General features: G+C 68.3%; 22 protein-coding genes. 9 read left to right on the top strand and 13 right to left on the bottom strand.

The window, feature by feature from the left end; all coding sequences use genetic code 11:
* Positions 1-37 precede the first annotated feature (37 nt).
* The 4 genes from JK358_RS25315 (at position 38) to JK358_RS25295 (ending at position 7,363) form a co-directional block, all read left to right on the top strand.
* A complete protein-coding gene (locus JK358_RS25315) occupies positions 38-706 on the top strand; it encodes a response regulator transcription factor (RefSeq protein WP_307817766.1) in 669 nt (222 codons plus the stop codon).
* Positions 706-2,124, top strand: a complete 1,419-nt coding sequence (locus JK358_RS25310) for a HAMP domain-containing sensor histidine kinase (RefSeq protein ID WP_201951602.1) — start codon at positions 706-708, stop codon at positions 2,122-2,124. The genes JK358_RS25315 and JK358_RS25310 overlap by 1 nt, the downstream gene beginning before the upstream one ends.
* 159 nt (positions 2,125-2,283) lie before the next feature.
* The gene (locus JK358_RS25305; protein WP_201952549.1) at positions 2,284-3,795 is read left to right on the top strand and encodes an AIM24 family protein; all 1,512 of its coding nucleotides are present in this window, start codon (positions 2,284-2,286) and stop codon (positions 3,793-3,795) included.
* A 76-nt stretch (positions 3,796-3,871) separates the two neighbouring features.
* The gene (locus tag JK358_RS25295; protein WP_307817728.1) at positions 3,872-7,363 is read left to right on the top strand and encodes an acetyl-CoA carboxylase family protein; all 3,492 of its coding nucleotides are present in this window, start codon (positions 3,872-3,874) and stop codon (positions 7,361-7,363) included.
* Between the two features lie 98 nt (positions 7,364-7,461).
* Here the strand turns inward: JK358_RS25295 and JK358_RS25290 are convergent, their stop codons facing one another.
* Genes JK358_RS25290 through JK358_RS25280 form a run of 3 tightly spaced genes read right to left on the bottom strand, consistent with a single transcriptional unit; the run spans position 7,462 to position 10,165 of the window.
* Entirely contained in the window at positions 7,462-8,181 is a 720-nt protein-coding gene (locus tag JK358_RS25290) for a methionine ABC transporter permease (protein WP_201951600.1), read from the bottom strand.
* Positions 8,178-9,290, bottom strand: a complete 1,113-nt coding sequence (locus tag JK358_RS25285; protein WP_201951597.1) for a methionine ABC transporter ATP-binding protein — start codon at positions 9,288-9,290, stop codon at positions 8,178-8,180. Before JK358_RS25285 ends, JK358_RS25290 begins: the two co-directional genes overlap by 4 nt.
* On the bottom strand, positions 9,287-10,165 hold the full coding sequence (locus JK358_RS25280; protein WP_201951594.1) for a MetQ/NlpA family ABC transporter substrate-binding protein: 879 nt from the start codon (positions 10,163-10,165) through the stop codon (positions 9,287-9,289). Before JK358_RS25280 ends, JK358_RS25285 begins: the two co-directional genes overlap by 4 nt.
* 129 nt (positions 10,166-10,294) lie before the next feature.
* On the opposite strand from JK358_RS25280, the gene JK358_RS25275 reads away from it, so the two are divergent.
* A complete protein-coding gene (locus JK358_RS25275; protein WP_201951590.1) occupies positions 10,295-11,158 on the top strand; it encodes a MetQ/NlpA family ABC transporter substrate-binding protein in 864 nt (287 codons plus the stop codon).
* Positions 11,159-11,173: 15 nt separating this feature from the next.
* Here the strand turns inward: JK358_RS25275 and JK358_RS25270 are convergent, their stop codons facing one another.
* From JK358_RS25270 to JK358_RS25260, 3 genes are all read right to left on the bottom strand, one after another.
* Positions 11,174-12,247, bottom strand: coding sequence for a hypothetical protein (locus JK358_RS25270; protein ID WP_201951587.1), 1,074 nt, complete (start codon positions 12,245-12,247; stop codon positions 11,174-11,176).
* A gap of 17 nt (positions 12,248-12,264) precedes the next feature.
* Positions 12,265-13,059 carry a bestrophin-like domain gene (locus JK358_RS25265; protein ID WP_232851899.1) on the bottom strand — a complete coding sequence of 265 codons (795 nt, stop codon included), beginning with the start codon at positions 13,057-13,059 and terminating at the stop codon, positions 12,265-12,267.
* A 108-nt stretch (positions 13,060-13,167) separates the two neighbouring features.
* Positions 13,168-13,674: an NUDIX hydrolase gene (locus JK358_RS25260; protein ID WP_201951584.1), complete on the bottom strand. Its 507-nt coding sequence runs from the start codon at positions 13,672-13,674 to the stop codon at positions 13,168-13,170.
* A gap of 313 nt (positions 13,675-13,987) precedes the next feature.
* Here JK358_RS25260 and JK358_RS25255 point away from each other — a divergent pair, with 313 nt between their 5' ends.
* Positions 13,988-15,220, top strand: a complete 1,233-nt coding sequence (locus JK358_RS25255) for a L,D-transpeptidase (RefSeq protein ID WP_201951581.1) — start codon at positions 13,988-13,990, stop codon at positions 15,218-15,220.
* 12 nt (positions 15,221-15,232) lie between these two features.
* Here JK358_RS25255 and JK358_RS25250 read toward each other — a convergent pair whose 3' ends face one another.
* Positions 15,233-15,901 (bottom strand): response regulator, encoded by a 669-nt coding sequence (locus JK358_RS25250; RefSeq protein ID WP_201951580.1) that lies wholly within the window; start codon positions 15,899-15,901, stop codon positions 15,233-15,235.
* Complete coding sequence (locus JK358_RS25245; protein ID WP_201951577.1) at positions 15,898-17,076, bottom strand: sensor histidine kinase; 1,179 nt, start codon at positions 17,074-17,076, stop codon at positions 15,898-15,900. The genes JK358_RS25250 and JK358_RS25245 overlap by 4 nt, the downstream gene beginning before the upstream one ends.
* Positions 17,077-17,206: 130 nt before the next feature.
* On the opposite strand from JK358_RS25245, the gene JK358_RS25240 reads away from it, so the two are divergent.
* Positions 17,207-17,875: a hypothetical protein gene (locus tag JK358_RS25240; protein ID WP_232851898.1), complete on the top strand. Its 669-nt coding sequence runs from the start codon at positions 17,207-17,209 to the stop codon at positions 17,873-17,875.
* Here the strand turns inward: JK358_RS25240 and JK358_RS25235 are convergent.
* Positions 17,872-18,333 carry a MarR family winged helix-turn-helix transcriptional regulator gene (locus JK358_RS25235; RefSeq protein ID WP_201951574.1) on the bottom strand — a complete coding sequence of 154 codons (462 nt, stop codon included), beginning with the start codon at positions 18,331-18,333 and terminating at the stop codon, positions 17,872-17,874. The genes JK358_RS25240 and JK358_RS25235 overlap by 4 nt on opposite strands.
* A gap of 85 nt (positions 18,334-18,418) precedes the next feature.
* On the opposite strand from JK358_RS25235, the gene JK358_RS25230 reads away from it, so the two are divergent.
* The gene (locus tag JK358_RS25230; RefSeq protein WP_307817727.1) at positions 18,419-19,297 is read left to right on the top strand and encodes an alpha/beta fold hydrolase; all 879 of its coding nucleotides are present in this window, start codon (positions 18,419-18,421) and stop codon (positions 19,295-19,297) included.
* A gap of 65 nt (positions 19,298-19,362) precedes the next feature.
* Here the strand turns inward: JK358_RS25230 and JK358_RS25225 are convergent, their stop codons facing one another.
* Positions 19,363-20,184, bottom strand: a complete 822-nt coding sequence (locus JK358_RS25225; protein ID WP_201951571.1) for a ParA family protein — start codon at positions 20,182-20,184, stop codon at positions 19,363-19,365.
* 90 nt (positions 20,185-20,274) lie between these two features.
* On the opposite strand from JK358_RS25225, the gene JK358_RS25220 reads away from it, so the two are divergent.
* The gene (locus JK358_RS25220; RefSeq protein WP_201951568.1) at positions 20,275-20,748 is read left to right on the top strand and encodes a hypothetical protein; all 474 of its coding nucleotides are present in this window, start codon (positions 20,275-20,277) and stop codon (positions 20,746-20,748) included.
* A gap of 28 nt (positions 20,749-20,776) precedes the next feature.
* Here JK358_RS25220 and JK358_RS25215 read toward each other — a convergent pair whose 3' ends face one another.
* The 3 genes from JK358_RS25215 to JK358_RS25205 all read right to left on the bottom strand — a co-directional run bounded on the left by JK358_RS25215 (position 20,777) and on the right by JK358_RS25205 (position 23,851).
* Entirely contained in the window at positions 20,777-21,760 is a 984-nt protein-coding gene (locus JK358_RS25215) for a lysozyme inhibitor LprI family protein (protein ID WP_201951566.1), read from the bottom strand.
* 120 nt (positions 21,761-21,880) lie between these two features.
* The gene (locus tag JK358_RS25210; protein ID WP_201952534.1) at positions 21,881-22,651 is read right to left on the bottom strand and encodes a class I SAM-dependent methyltransferase; all 771 of its coding nucleotides are present in this window, start codon (positions 22,649-22,651) and stop codon (positions 21,881-21,883) included.
* A gap of 117 nt (positions 22,652-22,768) precedes the next feature.
* Positions 22,769-23,851 (bottom strand): hypothetical protein, encoded by a 1,083-nt coding sequence (locus JK358_RS25205; RefSeq protein WP_201951564.1) that lies wholly within the window; start codon positions 23,849-23,851, stop codon positions 22,769-22,771.
* Positions 23,852-24,018 lie beyond the last annotated feature (167 nt).

Below are 24,018 nucleotides of genomic sequence, written 5' to 3'. Positions count from 1 at the left end.
CCCGGTGATCAACCAGCAACCCGGGTCCGCCGCCACGATTCTCGTCGTCGAGGACGACCCGAACGTCCGCAGCACCCTCGATCAGCTGCTGCGCTTCGAGGGCTACCGGGTGGTGCTCGCCGAGAACGGGGTGGCCGCCCTGGCCGTCATCGAGCAGCAGCAACCCGATGCGGCGCTGGTGGACGTGATGATGCCGGAGCTGGACGGCCTGTCGCTGTGCCGGATGCTGCGCCGCAGGGGCAACCGGCTGCCGATCCTGGTGCTCACCGCGCGGCACCAGGTCGGCGACCGGGTCGCCGGACTCGACGCCGGAGCCGACGACTACCTGTGCAAGCCCTTCGATATCGAAGAGCTGCTGGCCCGGGTGCGCGCCCTGCTGCGGCGGGCCGCGCCGGAGACGGATCAGCACCTGCTCACGGTCGCGGATCTGACCCTGGATCCGGCGACCCGGGAGGTGCGGCGCGGCGAAGTGGCGCTCGATCTGACCCGCACCGAATTCGACGTACTGGAACTGCTCATGCGCAACGAGCGCATCGTGCTCTCGAAAAGCCGTATCTACGAAGACATCTGGGGCTTCGACTTCGACACCGAATCGCGGTCGCTGGATGTGTACATCGGCTACCTGCGCCGCAAGACCGAGGAGGGCGGGGCGGCCCGCCTGATCCACACCGTCCGCAATGTCGGCTACACCATTCGGAACGCGTAATGCTGCGCACCAGAATCACTCTCGTGGCCGTCGGCGCGGCGGCCGTCGCCATCCTGATCACCGTGGTGCTGTCCTATCGGGCCACGGTGCCGGTGATCGCCGGCCAGATCGACCGCAATCTGTCCGATCGCGTGGATACCGTTCTCGCCCTGCTGGATACGAACACCCCGGTACCCGCGCGCGCGGATACGACCGAACAGCTGGTGCACCCCGACGGCACCGTCACCCTCCTCACGCCGGGCCGGGATCCGCTGCCGGTCACCGATATCGATCGCGAGATCGCGCGCAGCGGACAGGGCGAGGCGCACATCGACTCCGACGACGGACACTCGCACACCCAAACCAAGGGCAGACCCGGCGGCGGCGCGGTCATGGTCAGCCAGAACCTCTCCGACATCGCCCGCGTGGACCGCGAATTCCTCACCCGCACAGCCTGGATCACCGGCACGGCGCTCGCGGCCGCCGCCCTGCTGTGCTGGCTGGCCATCGGCGGCATCCTGCGCCCCATCCGCCGCCTGGCCGCCGCCACCGCCCGCATCGCCACCACCCAGGACCTGTCCGTCACCCTCCCCGGCCGATCCCGCGGCGAGGTGGGCGAACTCACCGGCAACTTCAACACGATGCTTGCGGCACTGCGCCTTTCCCGCGCCCAGCAGCAACGCCTGGCCCAGGACGCCGGGCACGAGCTGCGCACCCCCCTCACCTCGGTGCGCGGCAGCGCCGAACTCCTGCAGCGCGCCAACGGCCGGCTGGCTCCCGAGGACGAGACCACGGTGCTGGCCACCCTCGTCCACGAAGCCCGCGCCCTGGACGATCTGGTCCGCGAACTCGTCGACCTGGCCACGGATCAGTACGCCACCGAGGAGGCGGTCCCCCTCGACCTCGCCGAACTGGCCGAGGACTGCGCGGCCCGCTCCCGCAGACGCACCGGCAGGTCCATCACGGTGCGCACGGCCGCTCCGGGATCCGGCACAACCGCCCAGAGATCCGGCACGACCGCTCCGGGATCCGGCCCGACCGCCCGGAAATCCGGCACGACCGCCACCGGATCCGACACGACCGCCCAGGAATCCGGTACAGCCACCGTGCACGGCCGCCCTCGTGCCCTTGCCCGGAGCATCGACAATCTGCTCGACAATGCCGCCAAGTACAGCCCGCCCGAGACGCCGATCGAGGTCGAGGTGACCGCCACCGGTGTGATGGTCCGCGACCACGGCCCCGGAATCCCCGCGCCCGACCGCGGATTCGTCTTCGAGCGCTTCTACCGCGCCGACACCACCCGCGCCACGCCGGGCTCCGGCCTCGGCCTGGCCATCGTGCACGATGTGGTGGCCGCGCACGGCGGACAGGTGCACGTCGGCAACCATCCCGGCGGCGGCGCGATCGTCGGCTTCGAGCTACCGGGCGCGTCTCGCTAGGCCGAGGTTGTAGCGTACTGCGCGAACTCGGGACAGACTGGAAGCCGTGGACGCGCGGACAGCTTGCCCCGCTGCCACAGGATGGCTGCTCAGCGGAGGGAGTGGTTGCCGGTGACGACGCTGGCTCGCGGTGAGAACCGGCCCGTGCCTGCCGACCGGATGACGGTCACGGTCACGAGCGCGGCATCGCTGGATGTTTCCGCGCTGCTGCTCGGGGCGGACGGCAAGGTCCGGTCCGACGGGGATTTCGTCTTCTTCAACCAGCCCGTCGCCCCCGGTGTGATCTACCGGCACGGCCAGGGCGCGGGCGACATGGTCGACGTGACGACCAGCGCGCTACCCCCCGACGTGGACAAGGTGGTGGTGACGGCCAGCCTCGACGGCAGCGGCCCCGCCACCCTCGCCACCGCGGGCGCGCTCACCACCACCATCGGATCTCCCTCCGGCACACTCACTTTCCCGCTCACCGGCCTGACGAGCGAGACGGCGGTGGTGTGCGTCGAGATCTACCGCCGCCAGGGCGCGTGGAAGGTCCGCGCGGTCGGGCAGGGCTACGACAACGGCCTGGCGGGCATCGCCACGGCCTTCGGCGTGAACATCGACGACGAACCCGAAGCGGCTGCTCCCGCGCCCCCGCCGAGCCACGCGGCCGGGTACACACCCGCGCCTGCTCCGGCACAGGGGTTCTCACCGCAGCCCGGCCCCGGTGGCGGTTACGGCTCACCGCCTCAACCGTATTCGCCGGGAGGAGGGCAGCCCGGCTATCCGCCCGGAGCACCGCAGCCCTATCAGCCCGCGGCAGGTGCGCCGCCGGGTGGTTTCCCGCCCGCTCCGCCTGCGGCGCCGGGCTATTCGCCGCCCCCGTCCCAGCCCTATCAGCCCGCAGGCGGCCAGCCGCCCGGCTTTTCTTCACAGCAAGGAGGCGCACAGCCGATGCAGAGCGATCTGTTCAGCCCGAGCCATGCCGAGGTCAACGGCGTCGGCATCCAGAAGCAGAACGGGAAGATGATCAAGGTCGCCGTGAACGGCGAGGTGATGGCGCGCGCCGGGTCGATGGTGGCGTATCAGGGCGATCTGAACTTTCAGGCGCTCGGCTCCGGCGGCATCGGGCGCGCCATCCAGCAGCGGCTCACCGGTGAGGGCGTGCCGTTGATGAAGGTGACCGGGCGCGGGGATCTGTTCCTGGCCGACAGCGCCTCCGATGTGCACACCATCGACCTGGACGGCACCGACGGCCTCACCATCAACGGCTCGAACGTGCTCGCCTTCGACTCCAGCCTGCGCTACGACATCAAACGCGTCCAGGGCGCGGCCGGATACGCCAGCAACGCAGGCTTTTTCAACTGCGTCTTCACCGGGCGCGGCCGCATCGCCATCACCACCCACGGCCACCCCGTGGTCCTGAACGTCGACGCCCCCACCTACGCCGACCCCCAGGCCGCGGTCGCCTGGTCCTCCAGCCTCCAGACCGGCATCAAACGCAACGACTCCTTCGGCTTCAGCCGCCTCATGGGCCGCAGCACCGGCGAGGGCCTCACCCTCGCCTTCTCCGGCCGCGGTTTCGTCGTGGTCCAGCCCTCCGAGCTCCCGCCCGGCGGCCTCATCGGCGGCACCGGCGGCGGCCAGCAGTCCGGCCACAGCGGCGGCGCCCTGGGCGGCTTGTTCGGCTGAGCCCGGCCTCCCGCACCGATAACCCCGGCGGTGCGTCCTATTGTCGGCGCGAGGTTTGCGGCACAGACTGGGCCGCGTGCGAGTGGTGATTGCGAATCGTGGCGAAATCGCCGTCCGGGTGCTGCGGACGGCGCGGGAACTCGGCTGGCAGACGGTGGTGCTGCATACCGCCGAGGAGGCGGGGAGCCTGCCGGTGCGGCTGGCCGACCAGGCCGTACAGCTACCGGGCGAGGGAGCGGCGGCCTATCTCGATATCGACGCCGTGGTGGCGGCGGCCGTCACGGCGGCGAACGGCACGGCTGCGGCTCCGGATGCAGCTCCGACTGCGGCTGCGGCTCCGACTGCAGCTCCGACTGCGGCTGCGGCTCCGGCTCCTGCTGCGGCTGCGGCTGCGGATGCGGCTCCGGCTGCGGATGCGGCTGCGGCTGCGGCTGCGGCTGCGGATGCGGCAGAAGAGTTTCCGGTCTCCGGAACAGGGTCTGCATCCGGCGCGGCGGTGCGATCCGCATCGGCCGGGTCCGGCGCGGCACTGCGATCCGCGTCGACCGGGTCCGCCTCGGCAGAGCTCACCGTCGGCGAATCGGTTGAGCTTCCCCGGGGCCATGACCGGACGGTAGTGCACCCTGGATACGGGTTCCTCAGTGAGAGTGCCGATTTCGCGGCCGCGTGCGCGGCGGCGGGGCTGGAGTTCGCGGGGCCGTCACCGGAGACCCTGCGTGTTTTCGGGGACAAGGTGGCCGCGCGGGCCGCCGCCGAGCGGGCGGGGGTGCCTGTGCTTGCGGCCACGCGAGCCGGGGCCGGGCCGGAGGAGATCGCCGCGTTGCTGGCGGCGCACCCGGGCGGGGTGATGGTGAAGGCCGCCGCCGGCGGCGGTGGGCGCGGCATGCGGGTACTGCGAGATCCGGCGCTGGTCACGGAGGTGTGGGAACACAGCCGCGCCGAAGCGAAGGCGGGGTTCGGGGACGACAGCGTGTACGCCGAGGCACTGGCCACCGGCGCACGGCATATCGAGGTGCAGATCGTCGCGGACGGCGGTGCGGCGCGGGCGATCGGGGATCGCGATTGCAGTGTGCAGCGCAGGCAGCAGAAGCTGATCGAGATCGCGCCCGCGCCGAAACTGGATGCGGCGGTGCGGGATCGGCTGCACGAGTACGCGGTGCGGATCGCCGAATCGGTCGGCTGCCGGGGCGTGATCACGGTCGAGTTCCTGGTCACCGCCTCGGACATGTGGTTCCTGGAGGTGAATCCCCGGCTACAGGTCGAGCACACGGTGACCGAGATGGTGACGGGTGCCGATCTGGTTGCGGTGCAACTGGATTTGGCGCAGGGCCGCAAGCTCGCGGACCTGGAACTGCCGGAGTCCAGCGAGCCCCGCGGGTACGCCGTCCAGGCACGGGTCAATGCCGAACTGATCACCGCGGGCGGAGCGATCCTGCCGAGCAGCGGAACCATCACCCGCTTCGACGCGCCGACGGGCATCGGGGTCCGAGTGGAAACCGCTGCGCGCGTGGGGATGCGCCAGGGCGTGCGGTTCGATTCCCTGCTGGCCAAGATCGTCGCGCACGGCCCGTCGTATCACGCCGCGCGGCAACGCTGCTCGGACGCGTTGAGCGAAACCGTACTGAGCGGGGTCGATACCAATATCGGTCTGCTGCGAGCGATGCTGGACAGCCTCGCGGACAGTGCACCGGTGACCACCACATGGTTCGACGAACACCTGAGCGAACTGCGCACGCGCGCCGCCGAATACGAGCCGCCGGTGCCACCGGCAGCACAGGATTCCGGCACCCCGCTCGAGCTGGATCCCGCCGCGAGTGTGCTGCGATCCCCCATGGGCGCGACCGTGGTCGGGCTGGTCGAGCCCGGGGCACTGGTCGCGGCCGGCGCCGAGATCGCGGTGCTGGAGGCCATGAAGATGCAGCATGTGCTGCGTGCGGAGGCTCCGCTGCGGGTGCTGCGGCATGTGGTGGCCGTCGGCGATGTGGTGGACCCGCACGACGCGCTGCTCACCTGGGCCGAGGCCGATCATGACGGCGCGGCGGCCGAATCCGAAGGGGTGGACCTGGATTCCGTGCGGGCGGATCTGGCCGAGGTGCGAGCCCGGCAGGCGGCGACGCTGGACGCGGCCCGCCCCGAGGCCGTCGCCAAACGGCATCGGCTCGGCCGCCGCACCGCTCGGGAGAACATCGCCGATCTGGTCGATGCGGACAGCTTCGTCGAATACGGCGGGCTCGGTATCGCCGCGCAGCGGGCGCGGCGCGGTATCGAGGACCTCATCGCGAACACGCCCGCCGACGGCCTGGTGGCCGGGCTCGCGACGATCAACGGCGAACAGTTCGGCCCCGAGCGTTCGCGCGCGGTGGTCCTGTCCTACGACTACACGGTGCTGGCCGGGACACAGGGCGTCCGCAATCACGCCAAGACCGATCGCATGCTGGAACTGGCTCGGGAGCAACGTGTTCCGGTGGTCTTCTTCACCGAGGGCGGTGGTGGCCGCCCCGGCGACACCGACCACGGCGGCATCTCGTGGCTGGATGTCACCACCTTCCGGGCGATGGCCGCCCTGTCCGGCAGGGTGCCGCTGATCGGCATCGTGTCCGGCCGCTGTTTCGCCGGAAACGCCGCCCTGCTGGGCATGTGCGACGTCGTGATCGCCACCCCCGACGCGAATATCGGTATGGGCGGCCCGGCCATGATCGAGGGCGGCGGACTCGGCGTGTACGCGCCGGAGGACATCGGCCCGATCGAGGTGCAGCGCCGCAACGGCGTGGTGCACGTGGTCGCCGCCGATGAGGCCGAGGCCGTCGACCTGGCCCGCCGGTACCTGTCGTATTTCCAGGGCGCACTGGATGCCTGGCAGGCCCCGGATCCACGTCTGGCCAGGCATGTGGTGCCGGAGAACCGTTTGCGCGCCTTCGACATCCGCGAGGCCATCGAGGCCGTAGCCGATATCGGCTCGGTGCTGGAGCTGCGGCGGGATTGGGGCACCGGCATGGTCACCGCACTGGTGCGCGTGGCGGGCCGCCCGTTCGGCTTGATCGCCAACGACTGCCACCACCTCGGCGGGGCCATCGACGCTCCGGCCGCCGAGAAGCTCAGCGCCTTCCTGCGCGTATGCGGCGAACACGGCCTGCCCATCGTCTCACTCTGTGACACACCGGGTTTCATGGTCGGCCCGGAAGCCGAGAAGGAGGCGACCGTCACCAAGTTCAGCCGCCTGTTCATCGACTCGGCCGCGTTGGATGTCCCGTTCGGCACCATCATCCTGCGCAAGGGCTACGGCCTCGGCGCACAGGCCATGGCGGCGGGCAGTTTCCGCGCACCCCGCTTCGTGATCGCCTGGCCCACCGGTGAAATCGGCGGCATGGGGCTGGAAGGCGCTGTCCGCCTGGGCTTCGCGAAGGAGCTGGCCGCCATCGAGGACGTGGCGCAGCGCCAGGAGGTGTTCGACAATCTGGTGAAAGCCGCCTACGACAGCGGCAAAGCGCTCACCGCCGCGACCGTCCTGGAGCTGGACGCCGTCATCGACCCGGCCGACACCCGGCGCTGGATCAGTACCCTGCGTTGACGAGGAGGGACGGATAGCCCTGACTACGACCAACTCCTGCGCCGGCCGAGAACAGCCGTCGCAGGAGTTTCGAGCGTCGTAGGCGCTGGGAGCAGCGCTCAGCGCCGCAATACCTTGCGGGCCAGGTAGTTCCCGAGGAACTGGATGCCCTGCACACCCGCGATGATGATGAGCGTCGCCACCAGCGTGACCTGCCAATCGAACCGCTGATAGCCGTAGACCAGGGCGAAGTCGCCCAGTCCCCCGCCGCCCACGGTGCCCGCCATAGCGGACATGTCGACAATGGCGATGACCACGAAGGTGTAGCCGAGCACCAAGGGCCCCAGCGCTTCCGGGATCAACAGCGTGAGAATGATCCGCAGCGGCCCCGCGCCCATCGACCGCGCCGCCTCGATCACGCCGGGGTCGACGGTCACGAGATTCTGTTCGACGATGCGCGCGATGCCGAAGGACGCCGCCACGATCATGACGAAGGCCGCCGCGTCCGTGCCGATGGTGGTGCCGATGACCTCCAGGGTGATCGGCCCCAACGCCGCGAGCAGGATGATGAACGGGATCGGCCGCACCACGTTCACCAGCACATTGAGCACCACGCTGATCGGCGCGTTGGCCAGCAGCCCGCCCTTGCGGGTGGTGTAGAGCAGCGTCCCCAGCGCCAGCCCGATGACGCCGCCCACCACGAAGGTGAGCAGCACCAGGTAGATGGTGGTGCCGATGGCCTCGGTGAGCACCGGCCGCAGCTTGTCCCAATCCGTCTCGACGGCAGCGAGATTCACGGTGTTCGACGCGATGCTCGGGTGGAGCGCGGTGGTGATCATGCCGTCCTCCGCGTGTTCTCCGAGCCATCGGCTGTCGTGGATGTCGCAGCCGGGGCGGCGGCCGCCGGGGTAGCAGCAGCGACAGCCGGTGCGACGCCTTGCGCGAGCGCCGCGATCACACCGTCGACCGCCTCGGTCGTACCGTCCAGGGCCAGGGTGATGCTGCCGAAGGTCTTGTCCTGCAATGTGCTCACGCCGCCGTACACGATCTCGAAGTTCACGCCCGCCCGCGCGGCGATCGCCAGCACCTTGCCCACACCCCGCTCGTCATCGACGTCCACGGTGACCAACCGGCCCGGATACTTGGCCCCGAGCCGTTCCAGCTCCTTGGCGTCGGGCCGGTTGTGCAGCACCGTCTCCACGAAGGAGCGCGTGGGCGCGGCCCGCGGTGCGGCGAATACGTCGAAGGTGTAGGCCAGCTCCACGATTCGGCCCTCGGCCAGCACCGCCACCCGGTCGGCCACCGAGCGGATCACATCCATCTCGTGCGTGATGACCACGATGGTGACGCCGAGTTCCCGGTTCACCTTCTTCAGCAGCCGCAGCACCTCACCGGTGGTTTCCGGGTCGAGCGCCGAGGTGGCCTCGTCGGCGAGCAGCAGCGCGGGCGAGGTGGCCAGCGCCCGCGCGATGCCCACCCGCTGCTTCTGGCCGCCGGACAGCTGGTCCGGGTAGCTCGTGGCCTTGTCCGAAAGGCCCACGAACTCCAGCAGTTCCGCGACGCGGGCCTTGCGTTCGGCCCGCTTCCAGCCCGCCACCTTCAGCGGGTATTCGATGTTCCCGGCCGCGGTGCGCGACCGGAACAGGTTGAACTGCTGGAACACCATGCCGATATCCCGGCGCAACTGCCGCACCCGCGACTCGGAGACCCCGGTGATGGGATCCCCGGAGATGAGAATCGTTCCGCTGGTCGGCTTTTCGAGGGCGTTGATGAGCCGGACGAGGGTGCTCTTCCCCGCGCCCGAATACCCGATCACCCCGAAGATCTCGCCCTTCTCGATGCGCAGGTCCACGTCCGCGAGCGCCGTGTGCTCCTGCTTCCCGACCCGGAAGACCTTGCTGACGGAGGTGAATTCGACTGCGGCGGCGGCGCTGTCGGTGCCGGTCACTTGTTCTCACGCACGGTCTGCTGCACGCGCGCCAGGATCGGCTCCAGCTCCGGTCCGCTGCGCTGCACCTCGACCGCGGTGCCCTTGGACGATTCCTGCACGGCCGCCTGCACTTCGGGGCCGTGCCAGATCTCCACCAGTTTCAGGTAGGTGGGGTTGGTCTTGTCCTCGGCGCGCGTGACGAACGCGTTGATGTACGGTTCCGCGCCGGGGCTGTTCGGATCATCCTTGTACAGCGCCGATTTCGGGTCGATGCCCGACTTCTGCAGGAAGGTGTTGTTGATGATGGAGCCGTCCACCGACTGCAGCGACAGCGCGGTCTGAGCGGCGTCGACGGGGGTCACCTTCACCTTGGAGGCGGCCTTGTCGACATCGGCGGGGGTGGGCTGACGCGAATCGCCGGTCAGCTTCAGCAGGCCGCCCGACTGCAGGACGAACAGCGCCCGCGCCTGGTTGGTGGGATCGTTCGGAATGGCGATCTCGCCGCCCTGCGGGATGTCGGCGAGGGTCTTGTGCTTGCTGGAGTACAGACCCAGCGGCACCACCTGGGTCGCCCCGATCGGCGTCAGGGTCTCGCCGTTGGCCTCGTTGAACTGTCCGAGGAACTGCAGGTGCTGGAAGAGGTTGACGTCCACCTGCCGCTGCGCCAGCGCCTGGTTCGGCTGCGAGTAGTCCGAGTAGCGGGTGATCTTCAGCGTGATCCCGTTCTCGGCGGCCTTCTTCTCGAAGACATCCCATTCCGGGCTGCTCTCGGTGGTGCCGATCTTCACGACAGTGCCGGAGGAGTCGTCGCTGCCGCAGGCGGTGGCCGTGAGGGTGAGGCCGACAGCTGCCGCGACCAGGACCGGGATCGCCAGTCCTCGATGGAATTTCACTCGTGCTCCAAAAGATCGTCGAAATTGAACCCGGCTATGCAACCGTGTTCACCGTCCGCCGGAAATGGTTGTGATCGGCGCGAGCAAAACCCTGGCGACTTCGCGCGGTCCGCGCCTAGCTTGGCTGAAATGCGAAAACTGGGCCGTATCCTGGTGATTCCCCTGCTGCTGGCGCTGGCCGCGACGGTCGGCTGTGGCAAGGAACACCGTGCCGACGTGGTGCGTATCGGTGTGAACGATCTCGCGCAACCGCACTGGGAGGTCTTCCAGCGGAAGGCCGCGGACGCCGGGATCACCGTCGAATACGTGAGCTTCTCCGACTACAACCAGCCGAATCCGGCGCTGGCGCAGGGGCAGATCGACCTCAACAAGTTCCAGCACGTGCGCTATCTGGCCAATTACAACGCGCGCAACAACCAGAACCTGGTGCCGATCGGGGCCACCGAGGTGTTCCCGCTGGCGCTGTACTCCAAGAAGCACAGGTCCGTGACGGAGATTCCGCAGGGCGGCGAGATCACTCTCAGCAACAACCCTGCTAATCAGGTGCGGCCGCTGCTGAGCCTGGCCGCGGCGGGGCTGATCACACTGAAGAACGGCGCGAGCTGGGACTCCCAGATCGAGGATGTGGACAAGGCGACCTCCCGGGTGAAGCTGACCACCATCGACCCCACCCTGACCGCGCAGTCCCTGGACAGCGTGGACGCGGCCTTCGTCGACGACACCTTCGCCGTCCCCGCCGGACTCACCGAGCAGCAGATCATCTACACCGACGACCCGGAACGCCCGAACCTGAAGCAGTACATCAATATCTTCGCCGCCCGCGTCGAGGACAAGGACAACCCGACCTTCCTGAAACTCGTGCAGATCTACCACGATCCGGAGGTCGAGGCCGCGATCAAGGCCGAGTCCGGCTACCGAGGCACGTTCAAGAACAACGACCAGGCCGACCTACAGGCCACCCTCACCGAATTGGAAGCCAAGTTCCGGCAGTGAGCACGGGAACCGGGCTCACTCCCTCGTCCCGCGGATCTTTACGCGGGCGGCGGCGATGATGGTGAGGATGATGACGGTCATCATCTGCAGGGCCGACCAATCCTCGGAGGTGGGGAGCGGGCGCAGCGCCTCGGCGGGCGTGTAGACCGGCGGCACCACCACCGGGGCGGGCGGCGCGGTGGCCGGTACCGGGGCGGGCTCCGGCGGGAGCGGGAGTTGCGCGGGGACGACCGGCACCGGCCGCGGGATGAGCAGCGGTGTCGCGGGTGCTTCCGGAAACGGAATCGGCAGCAGCAGCAGGCAGGTCAGCACGGCGCTGCCGGTGACCGCGCTGCCGACCACCACGCTGCCCGCACCGGAGGATCCGGGGCCGACCAGCCCGCTGGAGCCGGGCACGAAACCGGGGCCGATCAGGCCCGAACCGCTGACACTGCCGGTGGCCAGGCCGAGCAGGATCGCGCCGACACCCACCACGGCGCTGCCGGCGCAGGCGGTCAGCACACTGCCGGATTCGAGACCGAGCGTTTCACCGAGCGTGGTGTCCGCCACCGGATTCGCGACGGGGCCTCCGAGCGTTTCGAGGTCTCGAGCCACGGCGTTGACGACGCGAGCACCGGCCCCCAGCGCACTGCCGGTGTCGAACAGCGCTGCGCCAGTGGCGATTCCCTGACCGAGTCCCAACGAACTACCGGTGCCGGATGGGAGGCCGCCCGCGCTCGGGCCGAGACCGAGCGCGCTACCCGTGCCCGCTCCGGCCGCGATGCCACCCGGGCCGAGGCCGAGGGAACTACCTGTGCCGACAGGGTTTCCGCCCGCGTCTGCGCCCAGGCCGAGAGCACTTCCCGTATCCGCTCCGGCGGTGGCCGGGCCCGGCCCCGCAGCGCTGCCCAGACCGAGCGGAATCCCCGGGGATTCCGCCACCGGTGCGGAACCGTCGGTTCCCGCACTGCCGCTGATGATTTCGCCGACGACGTCGGGTACGCCCGGCTCGGCCGCGGCGACACCGGCCGGTATCGCGAGCAGGCATGCGGCGACGGGGACCGCCGTTGCCGCAGCGAATCCCTGTGCGGTCCAACGTGTTCGCGTCACTGTGTCTCCGAAAGCTGTCAGCGCGGCATGAAGGACTGCGCCGGGGTCGAGGCGGCGATGTGCTCGAACTGGCTGATGGCGAGTTCGTAGGCGTCCCTGGGGACGATGTTCGCCCCGCGGAAGGGACCGTCCAGGTTGTAGACCGCGAGTACGACGCCGCCGACCACCAGGCCGAACAGCCCGGTCATGATCAAGCTGCGCTTGGTGACCAGCACACCCGACAGCACGGTGCCGAGCAACAGCATGCCGACGCCGAACCAGAGCGCCAGGTAGAGGAAGGGCGGCAGCTTGTATTCGGCGTCCAGACCGCGGTCGTAACGCGCTTCAGCCACCATGTCCAGGCCCGAACCCGCCTGCTCCAGTGCGTCTTTCACGTTGGGGTCGGCGGATTGCACCGCCGCTACCGCGTCGTTCAATTCGTCGAAGGTGTTCTGCGTGGTCTCGCTGAGCCGGCGATGCTCGGCCATCTCCGACCATTCGTCGGTGATGACCTCGTGCGTGTAGTCCTCGACCAGGACTTGGATTTTCACCCGATCGGCGTCGGGCAGATCGGCCGCCGCCGAGTACACGGTGAGCAGCCCTTTGGATTCGGACACCGTATGCGCGGTGGCATTGTCGTACTGCTGCCAGCAGATGACCACCACGAAGGCGACAATGGCCGCGAAGAACATATTGACCAGGTCGGTCACCGCTGTTCCCGCGCCTTCGTCGTCGTCCTGCCGCCAGGAGCCGGGCCGCACCCGATCGCCGACCACGAATACGAGCAGCGCCACGACCGCGAACAGCACGGGCACAATCAACTGCAGCGCCATATTGCGACAACACCTCCCAGGCCGCGAGACACAATCGGTCACGTTGTATTCGCGGCCGGGGGACGCTCGGATTGCGCCCGGCAAACAATCTGTTAAGGCGATGCCACGCTAGCTGCGATAGGCGGTCAAAATGCCGCGAATCGACGGCGTGACAGGCAGCTCGCCATCGAGCGATACCCAGCGGTATCCGGCGTAGTTGGTGAGCCGGATCGGCCCGACGGTGGCGACGTCGACCGCGAAATGCTCACGGCGCACCGGCTTTCCGGCATTCGACAGATAGTCGAAACTGCCCAGATGCCGGACGATATCGACAACAGTCAGACCGGTCTCCTCGAAAACCGCACGCGCCACCGCGGTAGCCAGCTGCTCCCCCGGGCGCACGATCGTGCCCGGCAGACTCAGCGGACTACGCCCCGCCCCATGCGGATCGCGCTCCAGCATCAGCACCGTGCCATTGTGTTCCAGCACGATGCCGACCCGCAGCGCGACGCTGTCGGCGACGGCTCTGTCCTGCAATCCGGTCAGGACGGACTCCCCGATGGACTGTTTGGGCGACACCTCGAAACCCCACACTGCACACCACATCCCGTAACGCCGGACATCCTCGAACGGCACACTGTCAACGCTACCGGTCCACAACGCTGCTACGGCAGAGTTCCGCACGCATTTCGACGCATATCCACCGAACCGCCGGTACGCTCGGAAACTTTCGCAACCCGTCGGCGGCGCGCCCGCGCAGATCCACTCCGAACAGCCGGGTTTCCTGCCGTTATCCAGCCGTAATCTGTTGGCGCGCAAGGACTCCAGCGCCGCCACCGGTCTTGACGAGCGGAGGTTTACCGCCCGCGACGCGGGTAGTCTACGGAGTGGAACAGTACGAATGGGCTGTGCTGCAGCGCCGCGCACGGCGAGTACGGGGAGATCGCCCATGTCGCACCGCTTTCGTCCATCCGGCGTGCAGCGCGCCGGCCGCCCCACGATCGGCGCCCTGCTGCTGCTCGCGGTGTCGACCCTGCTCATCGCCTCGTGCTCGGGGTCCTCGGGCGGGAAAACCGACCCGGCCGAGGCGATCTCGTTCACGCCCGCCCAGGGCGCGCAGCAGGTCGACCCCTCGGCCCCGGTCGAGGTGACCATCAGCGACGGCAGCCTCACCTCGGTGGCCATGACCAACGAGCAGGGCCGCGCCATCGAGGGCCTCTTCACGCCCGACCGGACCAGCTGGAAACCCAACGGCCCGCTCGGCTACGGCCGCACCTACACCCTGCTGGTCGAAGGCAGTACCGACGGCGGGCCCACCGGCGTCATCACCTCCACCTTCTCCACGCTCACCCCCAGCAATCAGACCAAGGCCTATCTGACCACCACCGGCGGCCAGCCCCTCGCCGACGGCGGCACCTACGGGATCGGCACCGTCGTGGTGGCCCACTTCGACGAGGACATCCCCGATCGGGCCGCCGCCGAGAAGCGGCTCGGCGTCACCACCGAGCCCGCGGTGGAGGGGGCCTGGTACTGGCTCGATCAGCGCAATGCGCACTGGCGGCCGCGGGAGTACTACCAGCCGGGCACCAGGGTCACCGTCACCGCCGACATCTACGGCGCGGAACTCGGACCGGGCCTGTTCGGGCAGGAGGACAGCGCGACCACGTTCACCATCGGCCCCGCCCACATCGCGATCGCGGACGACAACACCAAGCAGATCGAGGTCTTCGAGAACGGCACCCTGGTGCGCACCATGCCGACCTCCATGGGGCAGGGCGGCACCGAAACCATCGGCGGCACCACGCTGTCCTTCTGGACGCAGCGCGGCATCTACACGGTGATGGACAAATCCAATCCCGTGATCATGGACTCCTCCACCTACGGGCTGCCCATCAACTCCCGGCTCGGATATCGCGAAACCATCGGCTGGGCAACACGAATCAGCACCGACGGGATCTACGTGCACGCCCTCGACGCGACCATCTGGGCGCAGGGCAACACCAATGTCTCGCACGGCTGCCTGAACCTCAGCACCGAGAACGCGAGCTGGTTCTTCAACTGGGTGCTGCCCGGCGACATCGTCGAGGTGCGCAATACCGGCGGGGAGCCGCTGGAGGTGTGGCAGAACGGCGACTGGGGGCTGCCCTGGGACCAGTGGCTGGCGGGCAGCGCCCTGCGCTGAGGACGCGCGCGATCAGGGCGTCAGGCCCGCATCCCTGGCGAGCATGGCGGCCTGCACGCGCGAACGCAGGTCGAGTTTGTAGAGCACCCGGGACACATGGGTTTTCACGGTCGCCTCGCTGATGGTGAGGCGACGCGCGATCTGCTGATTGGACAGCCCCTCGCCCAGACAGGCCAGCACATCGCGCTCTCGATCGGTGAGGTCGGACAGACCCGGCGGCGGTGCGGCCGGAGCCGGGACCGCGCCCGCGAACGCGGAGATGACCCGCCGGGTCACGCTGGGCTCCAGCACGCCGTCCCCTGCGGCCACCAGGCGGACCGCCTCGATCAGCCGCGCCGAATCGACGGACTTCAGCAGGAATCCCGCCGCCCCGGAACGCAAAGCGCCGTATACGTATTCGTCCACATCGAAGGTGGTGAGCACCAGCACGTGCGCGATGCGCTGTTCGACCAACTGCCGTGTCGCCTCGATCCCGTCCATGCCGGGCATGCGGATGTCCATGAGCACCACGTCCGGCCGCAGCGCCGTCGCCTTGCGCACCGCCGCGATCCCGTCCGACGCCTCACCGACGACCTCGATATCCCCGGCGGTCCCGAGAATCATGGCCAGACCCGCCCGCACCGCCGCGTGATCATCGGCCAGCAGCACGCGAATCGGGCCGGTCGCGAGTTCCCCGGTCATCGGGCGGCTCCCGGGATCGGCAGTTCCGCGCGGACCTGCCAGCCATGGCCGTGCGGCCCGGCGACCAGTACTCCGCCGACGGCCTGAGCGCGCTCGCGCATAGTGGTCAAACCCGTTCCACCTCCACCACTTTCGGACAGCTTGTTGCGAAACCCTGCGCCGTCGTGACCGCCGCTGCCGTCCCGACGATCGGTCACGTCGATCATCAGTGTGCCCTCGCGCGCGGTGACGATCACTTCGGCCGCGCTGCCGGGTGCGTGCTTGACCGCGTTGGTGAGGGCTTCCTGAACAATGCGGTAGGCGGAAAGGTCCACCGCCGCAGGCAGATCCGGGGGTGTGTCCACCTCCGATCGAACGCTCAACCCGGCGGCGCGGGCCGATTCCAGCAGGGGTTCGAGGTCCGCGAGGCGGGCCGGGGCGGTGCGGGGTTCGCTCTCCGGATCGTCGGAGCGCAGCAGGCCGATCATGGCCCGCATCTCGGTGAGGGAGGCAACGCTGTTCTCCCGCACCGACTTCAGCACCGTGCGCATGACCTGCGGATCGCCGTCCACCATGGACAGCGCCGCCTCGGACTGGATCGCGATGGCCGACAGATGTCCGGCGATGACATCGTGCAGGTCGCGGGCCATCCGAGCGCGCTCGGCGGCGACGGCGGCGCGGCGGTCGAGTTCGGCGATGCGCTCGAGCTGGTCGGCGCGCTCACGCTGGGCGTCGGCCAGGGCGCGGTGGGCGCGCACCTCCGTCGCCCACCACACCGGGATCACCGGGAACAGGCCCACCCCCAGCAGGGTCAGCAGCCCCAGCCGCCAATCCCCGCTCGCCACACCGGATCCCACGCCCGACACCACGATCAGCACGCCCACCACGGCGATGATCACGCGATTGGCGCGCAGCGAACTGTTCAGGGTCGCGCTGTACAGCAGATCCGAAAGTACGTACAGCACGCCGATACTCAGCCCGACCAGCGGCGCGGCCACACCCACCACCGCCACGCCGCCCAGCAGCGCGGCGATCGGCGCACGGGTGCGGAACAGCTGCGCACAGCAGATCGCGGCCAGCGCCGCGTACTCCAGCCACCCCGGCGCGGGTGCGACGGCCGGTTCCCCGAATCGCACGATCAGCGGCAGCCGGGACAGCAGCAGCAGACTGCCCACCACGAAGCAGGCAGCGCTCATCAGCCCGTCCCGTTGCCAGACGGGCCAGTCTCCGACCCTCGGCCACCGCATGACTCCATCTCAGCACAGCCGCGAGCCCGGCAACCTCGATCGAACGTCGGATTCGGCGCGCTGCGCATGCTACGAAGTGATGACCCGCGATGCCCCCGACCGCCGACGCGCACGCACCCCCGTACCGGCCAGGCTCGATGTCATGGAGGGGTTCTTCGAACTACTGCGCACCAATCCGATCACCGCGCTCATCGCGGCGACCGAGGTCGGTTTCTGGATACTGCTCGGTGCCGGGCTGCTGGTCCGGTATCTGTTCAAGTGGCGTCGCGTCAGCACTGTGCTGCTGATCAGCACCCCGCTGCTGGACGTCGCCCTGCTGATCGCCACCGTCTTCGACCTGGGGCGCGGCGGAACCGCCACTGCCGCCCACGGCCTGGGCGCGGCCTATCTCGGATTCAGTGTGGCCTTCGGGCACAGCGTGATCCGCTGGGCCGACGAACGCGTCGCCCATCGCTTCGCGGGTGGTCCGCCGCCCACCAAACCGCCGGGCCGCAACGACCCCGGACGCCTGGCCTACGAATGGCGCGAGTGGCGGAAGTGCCTGCTGGCCTGGGCGATTGCCTGCGGCACCATGCTGCTGCTGGTCTTCGTGGTCGGCTCGCCCGACCGCACCGAGGCGCTCTGGTACTGGATGAGCAGGCTCACCACGGTGCTGCTGATCTGGCTGGCCGTCGGTCCGATCTGGGCGCTCTTCACACCGGCGGACAAATCGGAGAAGTCGGAGGAGCCGAGCATCGAGGTGCGCTAACCAGCTCCGCCCAGCGCGCGCTCGATGGCGATGAGAGTATCGAGCTGGTCTGCCGACAGCAGGCCGGTGAACCGCTCGTGCACCGATTCTCGGTGCGCGGGCGTCGCGGATTCGAAGAGTGCGCGGCCCTCGCCGGTGAGCAGGACGTCGTCGCCGCGGCCGTCGCGTTCGCAGGGCTCGCGGGCGATCAGGCCGCGCTGTTCCATCCGGCCCAGTTGCCGGGACAGTCTGCTGTGCGCCCAACCCAATTCGGCGGCCAGCCCGCGCACCCGGATGCAGGCGTCCGGGCTCTCCAACTCGTCCAGCGCGGCGAGCACCTCGTAGTCGGGCATCGACAATCCGCTGTCGCGTTCCAGATCGCGGGCGATTTCGGCGTCGATTCGCTCGCGCAGGCGACGATAGGCGGTCCAGGCCGCTCGGGCCCGGCCGTCGAGTGTCGTATCCGAATCGCGAGCCATGGCAGCGAGTTTAGCTCAAGTTGTTTACATGTAACGAATGTGCGGCTATGGTTTGCGTTACATGTAACGAACTGGAGGCAAGGCAGTGAGCACGAACGGCATGAGCACCGGCGAACAGAGCATCAAGATCAACGGCGTGGAGTTGAGCGTCGAGAGCTTCGGCGATCCCACGCAGCCGAGCGTGCTGCTGCTGCACGGGGCCGGCGAATCAATGCTGGCCTGGGAGAACGGATTCATCGAGCGCCTGGTGGCGGGCGGTCGGCACGTCGTCCGCTTCGACAGCCGCGACGCCGGGCGGTCGACCACCTACCCGGTCGGCGCGCCGGAATACGACCTGCGCGACCTGGTCGCCGACGCGGCCGCGGTGATCGAGACGCTCGAACTCGGACCGGCACATCTGGTCGGCATGTCGCAGGGATCCGCGGTCGCACAGCTGGTCGCCCTGGATCATCCGGAACTGGTGGCCACCCTGTCGATCATGTCCGGAACACCGGGCGGCCCCGGCCACCAGCAGCCCGATCTCCCCGGGCTGACACCGGAATTGGCGGCCTACTTCGCCGGAGAGGCCCCCACGCCGGACTGGGCCGACAAGGACGCGGTCGTCGACTACCTCGTCGATGCCATGCGGCCCTTCGCCGCCACCTCGCGCCCGTTCGACCTGGCGGCACAGCAGGACAACGCGCACCGGGTGGTGTACCGCGCGGCCGATATCGCCGCACAGCTCACCAACCCGTATCTGATCGAGGCCGGGGACCCGTGGCGAGATCGGCTGGGGCAGATCGCGATTCCGACACTCGTGCTGCACGGCACCGAGGATCCGCTGTTCCCGATCGAGCACGGCCGCACCCTCGCGGCCGAGATCCCGGGAGCGCGATTCGTTCCACTGGAGCAGACCGGCCACGAGGTCTTCCCGCCGCACACCTGGGATGCCGTCGCCGCGCAGCTGCTCGCGCACACGGCGTGACATCCGAAGCCGCGTGCGATTCGGGTGCGCCACCGTCGAAGCGATTCCAGCTCAGGACACCCGGATCACGCTGATCGTCCGGCTTGCTGCAGCACCTCGCGGGCCAGGGCCCGATACTGTTCGGCGCCATTGGATTTGGGCGCCCACGAGGTGATGGGCTCACCGGCGATGGTGGCGTCGGGGAAGCGGACAGTCCGGGAGATGGCCGTCTCGTAGACGCTGCCGCCGAACACCTCCTCCACGCGGGCCCGCACCTGCCGCGAATGCAGCAGCCGCGCGTCGAACATGGTGACGACGATCCCGTACAGGGTGAGTTTCGGGTTCAGCCGATCGCGCACCTTCTCCATGGTGTCGGTCAGCAGGGCCAGTCCGCGCAGCGAGAAGAACTCGCACTCCATCGGAATGATCACGCCGTCCGCGCAGGCGAGTGCGTTAACGGTGAGTACGCTCAACGCGGGCTGACAGTCGATGAGGATGTAGTCGTAGCGGTCGCGCACCTGATCCAGCACCCGCCGCAGCGCGTGTTCGCGCCCGACCTCGTTGACCAGCTGGATCTCCGCCGCCGACAGATCGATATTGCTGGGCAGCAAATCCATCCGCTCGACACCGGTCTTCATGAGTACCTCGTCGACCAGCGGCGCGGACTTGCCGAGCAGGTCGTAGATGGTAACCACCAGGTCGTTGTGGGCGACCCCGAGTCCGGCGGACAGCGCGCCCTGCGGATCCAGGTCGACCAGCAGCACCCGCTGCCCGCATTCCGCCAGGGCCGCACCCAGGTTGATGGTCGAGGTGGTCTTGCCCACGCCACCCTTCTGATTGCAGAGTGCGACGACCCGCGCTTCGCCGCGAGGTTGCTGATTCTCTCTCGAGGGAAGGTTTGCCGACATGTCGCCAGGCTAACGGTACGACCCCCGCGCCGATGGTAATGACTGATGAGTCTTTTCTCACGGACACCCCCTGCGTCGGAAGGTTCCACCATGCCACTCGGACGACTCGGCACGCTCACGGCCGCCGCCGCCCTCGCGACCGCGACACTGATCGGCACGAGCGCGCCCGCCTCCGCCTCCAACTACATCCCGGTCGAATTGCCTTTGACCACTACGGGAGCCGACGGACTCGGCTGCTCCGGCGACGTCTGGGCGATCGGCAACGTCTACCCCGACGGGGATGTCGCGGGCACCGTCGACCTGAATGTGCGCGGCTGGCTGAAGGTGTTCGGCGTACCCGCACCATGGTGCTCGGTCACCGCCACCGTCAACTGGCACAACCTCGACACCGGCGCGTCGGGCTGGGGATCGGTCTTCCTCGGCAGCGGCAACGGCACCCCATTCTTCTGGCTCGCGCCACAGGCCGGAAACGTGCGCCTGGTGACGGGTGCGGGCCGAGTGGCGTTCTCACTGAACACCAACTTCCCGCACTCGCCGAGCGAAACCACCTTCACCGTCTACTGATTCGCCGCCCGAGCCCGGTCGGCACCGGTCAGCCGGACTTCTTCACCGCCCACATCGCTGCCGGGGAGCCCGGCGAATAGGTCGCGCTCCCCTGCTTCGAACCGTGCTTCGCATCGTCGTACCGCATACAGAAGTTGATCAGCTCGCCCGTGCCGACCTGATAACCGTCGACAGTCATATCGGACCCGAGCTGCTGCCCCTTCAAGGTCTGCGCACCCACGACAAAGGTGAATTGATCTGTGTTGACCGTGAATCCGGCATGACCGCCGATCACCGCGAAGCACACGATCGCATCCCTGGTCGACCCGCTCTGATACGCGCTGATCTGACTGCCCTTCGGCGTGGTGTACCACGCCAGCAACCCGCTCTCCAGCGACTTGCCCATGGTCAATGTCGCCAGCGGCAGCGACTCCTCGTTCACCTCGGCGAGCCGAGCATCGGACACGTCAAACACGCACTGGGCCGCATAGATCCGGTCCACGCTCCCACCACTCGCCGGCCGCGCCCCGCACACCGTGGCCCGCGCCGCCAGCCACGCCGCATCCTCGTTCACCATGGCCTTGCGCTCGGCGGCATCGGCCGTACCGAACAACGCCTTTCGCGCACTGTTGATCTGAGCGTCGACATGCTCGGTCCGGACCCGATAACACTCGATGATCGCCGCCGTGGAGCCATCGCTCACCGAACACTCCTCGGCACCGCCCTGCTCCTGCGCCGCACCACCCGACCAAGGTTCGACAATCCCCACATAAACCGGAACAGCCGCAGCCGTAGTCGTCTGCGCCGACGCGACCACCACCGGAGCACTCGTCGTCACGGCCGCCTCTGTGGCCACCGGCCCCACCGCCCCCGAAAGATACAGTCCACCAACGGTTATCCCCGCCCCCACCCCGAGCACCAGCACAACAACCAGCGCATACACCCACGACCGCGCCGGCCCCCGCCCCACCGACTCCGCCCCATAGGGATCATCCCGAATCGGCTCGAACACATCAGTGTCCTGCCAGGACAAATCATCATCGGGCGGAGGATACCCAGGCGACATCGACGTCCCCTTCAATCTCGAACTCTCACAGGCACATCGGCAACCCGACCGTCCCGCCGGTCAGCATACGACCGCCACCGCAGGGTTTCAGGATCTGGTGAAGATCACCGGATGGTCATCGTTCTCGATGCGGTCGGTTGCCGGGAACTCCACGGCGACAGGCGAATCCGCTGCTGCCGCAAGTGTTTCGAAGGCGGAGCGGCTGTAGTGGCGGAGACAGGTGATGAAGGAGTCGTGCACGGTCGGTCCGATCGCCGAGAGCGGGGTCCGCAGACTCAGCAGCATCACCGCACCGACAATGGGTGGCAAGGTGAGGTAGCGCAGCAGCAGTTTTCCGGCTGTGGGCCGAATGCCGTCGACAACAAGGAATTTCGCGCCCACCCGGGTGCCCTCCGCGATGGCTCGCGCCGCAGCGGCCGGCGGCAGGTGATGAAACGCCGCGGCGAACACCACCAGGTCGAAACTGTCGTCGGGCGCGTCGATGGCCGTGGCGTCCACGGCCCGCACGGTAGCGCGCGGATGCGCGCCCAAGGGCCCGGCCGCCATCCCGGCCACCAGCGCGGGATCGATATCGGTCACCGTCACCGAAGCCCCCGGATGCAACTCCAGCACCCGACGCGACAGCAAACCATGTCCCGCACCGAGTTCCAGAATCCGCGGCTCCGGAATATCAGCGACCATGTTCGCCACCAGCACCGAATTGGCCTCGTGGGTACCGTATTTGGTGCCGATCTGCACCAGCGCCGCGACAATCTTCTCCTTGACCGTCCCCGGAACATCGGAGCGGTCGGTGTATTCCAGCCGATCAGTCTGCAGCTTCCGATCCAGCCACGAAGCGTCCGGCCCACCCCGAGGCATGGAATCGATATCGAATGGAATGCGCTGGTGCAGCACGTGTTCCCCTAAAGCTCTGAATATGACGCACCAAGATCTACCACAGGGCCGACACAGCACGCGGCCCCGACGAGCTCCAAGCTACGGAATCGACGGCCACAGCTCCCATGCGATTCGGGCGGCGGACTCGCATACTCTGCGCTCGTCCTCGTCGGGTGCCCACGCGACGCTGACCTCGACCACCTCCACCAGGGACGGGTCCGGGTGTTCGGGGGTATCGGGGACGATGCGGTAGCCGGGCCAGGGATTCCAGACTTTCGCATTCGTCGCGTAGAGGCAGGATTTTGCGGCCTCGGAGGCGTAGGGAACGTTGTCGAGTATCCAGACCTGAGTTGGTCGGCCGTCGACCGTCGTGTTGGGGCGATTCGGGAATACTCCCTGGTTGCGCTGCAAATCCAGGCGCACGCGGATTTCGACCGAGCGGTGAATTTCTCCGGACCGCACAGTCCACCGGCAGTCGTTGCGGGACAACCGCGCGGATCGGGTTCCCGGGATATCCAGCCCGGGATCCAGTGTCGAGGCCGTGAGCCGGCTGCACAGGTCCACCGCCGCCGCCGAATCCGCCGGGTAGGTCAGATGCCGGAACGCGCCGGTGGCCATTGCGTGCGCTGCCGCGTCGCCGACCCGCGCGGCGACGGCCCGCTGATCGATTTCCGCGCCGGGGTCAGGAGCGGGACCCGTCCACGAGGCGCGGGTAACCACGGCATCGCCATTGTCGTGGTACACGATATCGATCATGACGTCACCGACACCCGATGCCCGCGAAGGGATTTCCGCACCGATCGCACGATGAACAGCGCCCTGATCCCGGACTGTCAGCCCATTGTCTCGATAACGGTCGAGGTCGAAGCCATCGATCACCTCGACATCGAGCACCACTCCCCGGCCAGCCTGATCAGGTCTTCCCACCAGCGCAAAGCAACTCCGCAACGCCAGCGGCCGAACCCCCCGCACCACGATCCCCGGACCGCCCACTACATCCGAGGTGACAAACCCACACGGATCGACGGTGGCGATCACGCCGAGACCGACCTGAGCCACCACCGGATTCGCCCGACCCGCAATCGGAGTCGTCACCGCCCGGTATCCGAAGGCCCCCACAACAAGCAGGGTATCCACCACAAGCGCCCCCACCAGCAGAAACAGACGGCTCCTCCGCGTCACCGGCACCACCTCCGGCCATCACACTGCCACACGCCGACGCCCCAACCATGGAGCCACACACGCGGGCCAGCAACGAAAAAAGCCCTTCCTGTACAGGAAGGGCTTCGATCTTCGAAGTGTCCGGAGGGGGACACGACCACTACGCACACGCGTTTCACCGGCAGAAA

The organism is Nocardia acididurans, from assembly GCF_016741815.1.
GTDB lineage: Bacteria > Actinomycetota > Actinomycetes > Mycobacteriales > Mycobacteriaceae > Nocardia > Nocardia acididurans.
This window is presented reverse-complemented; position numbering and strand designations above follow the sequence as displayed.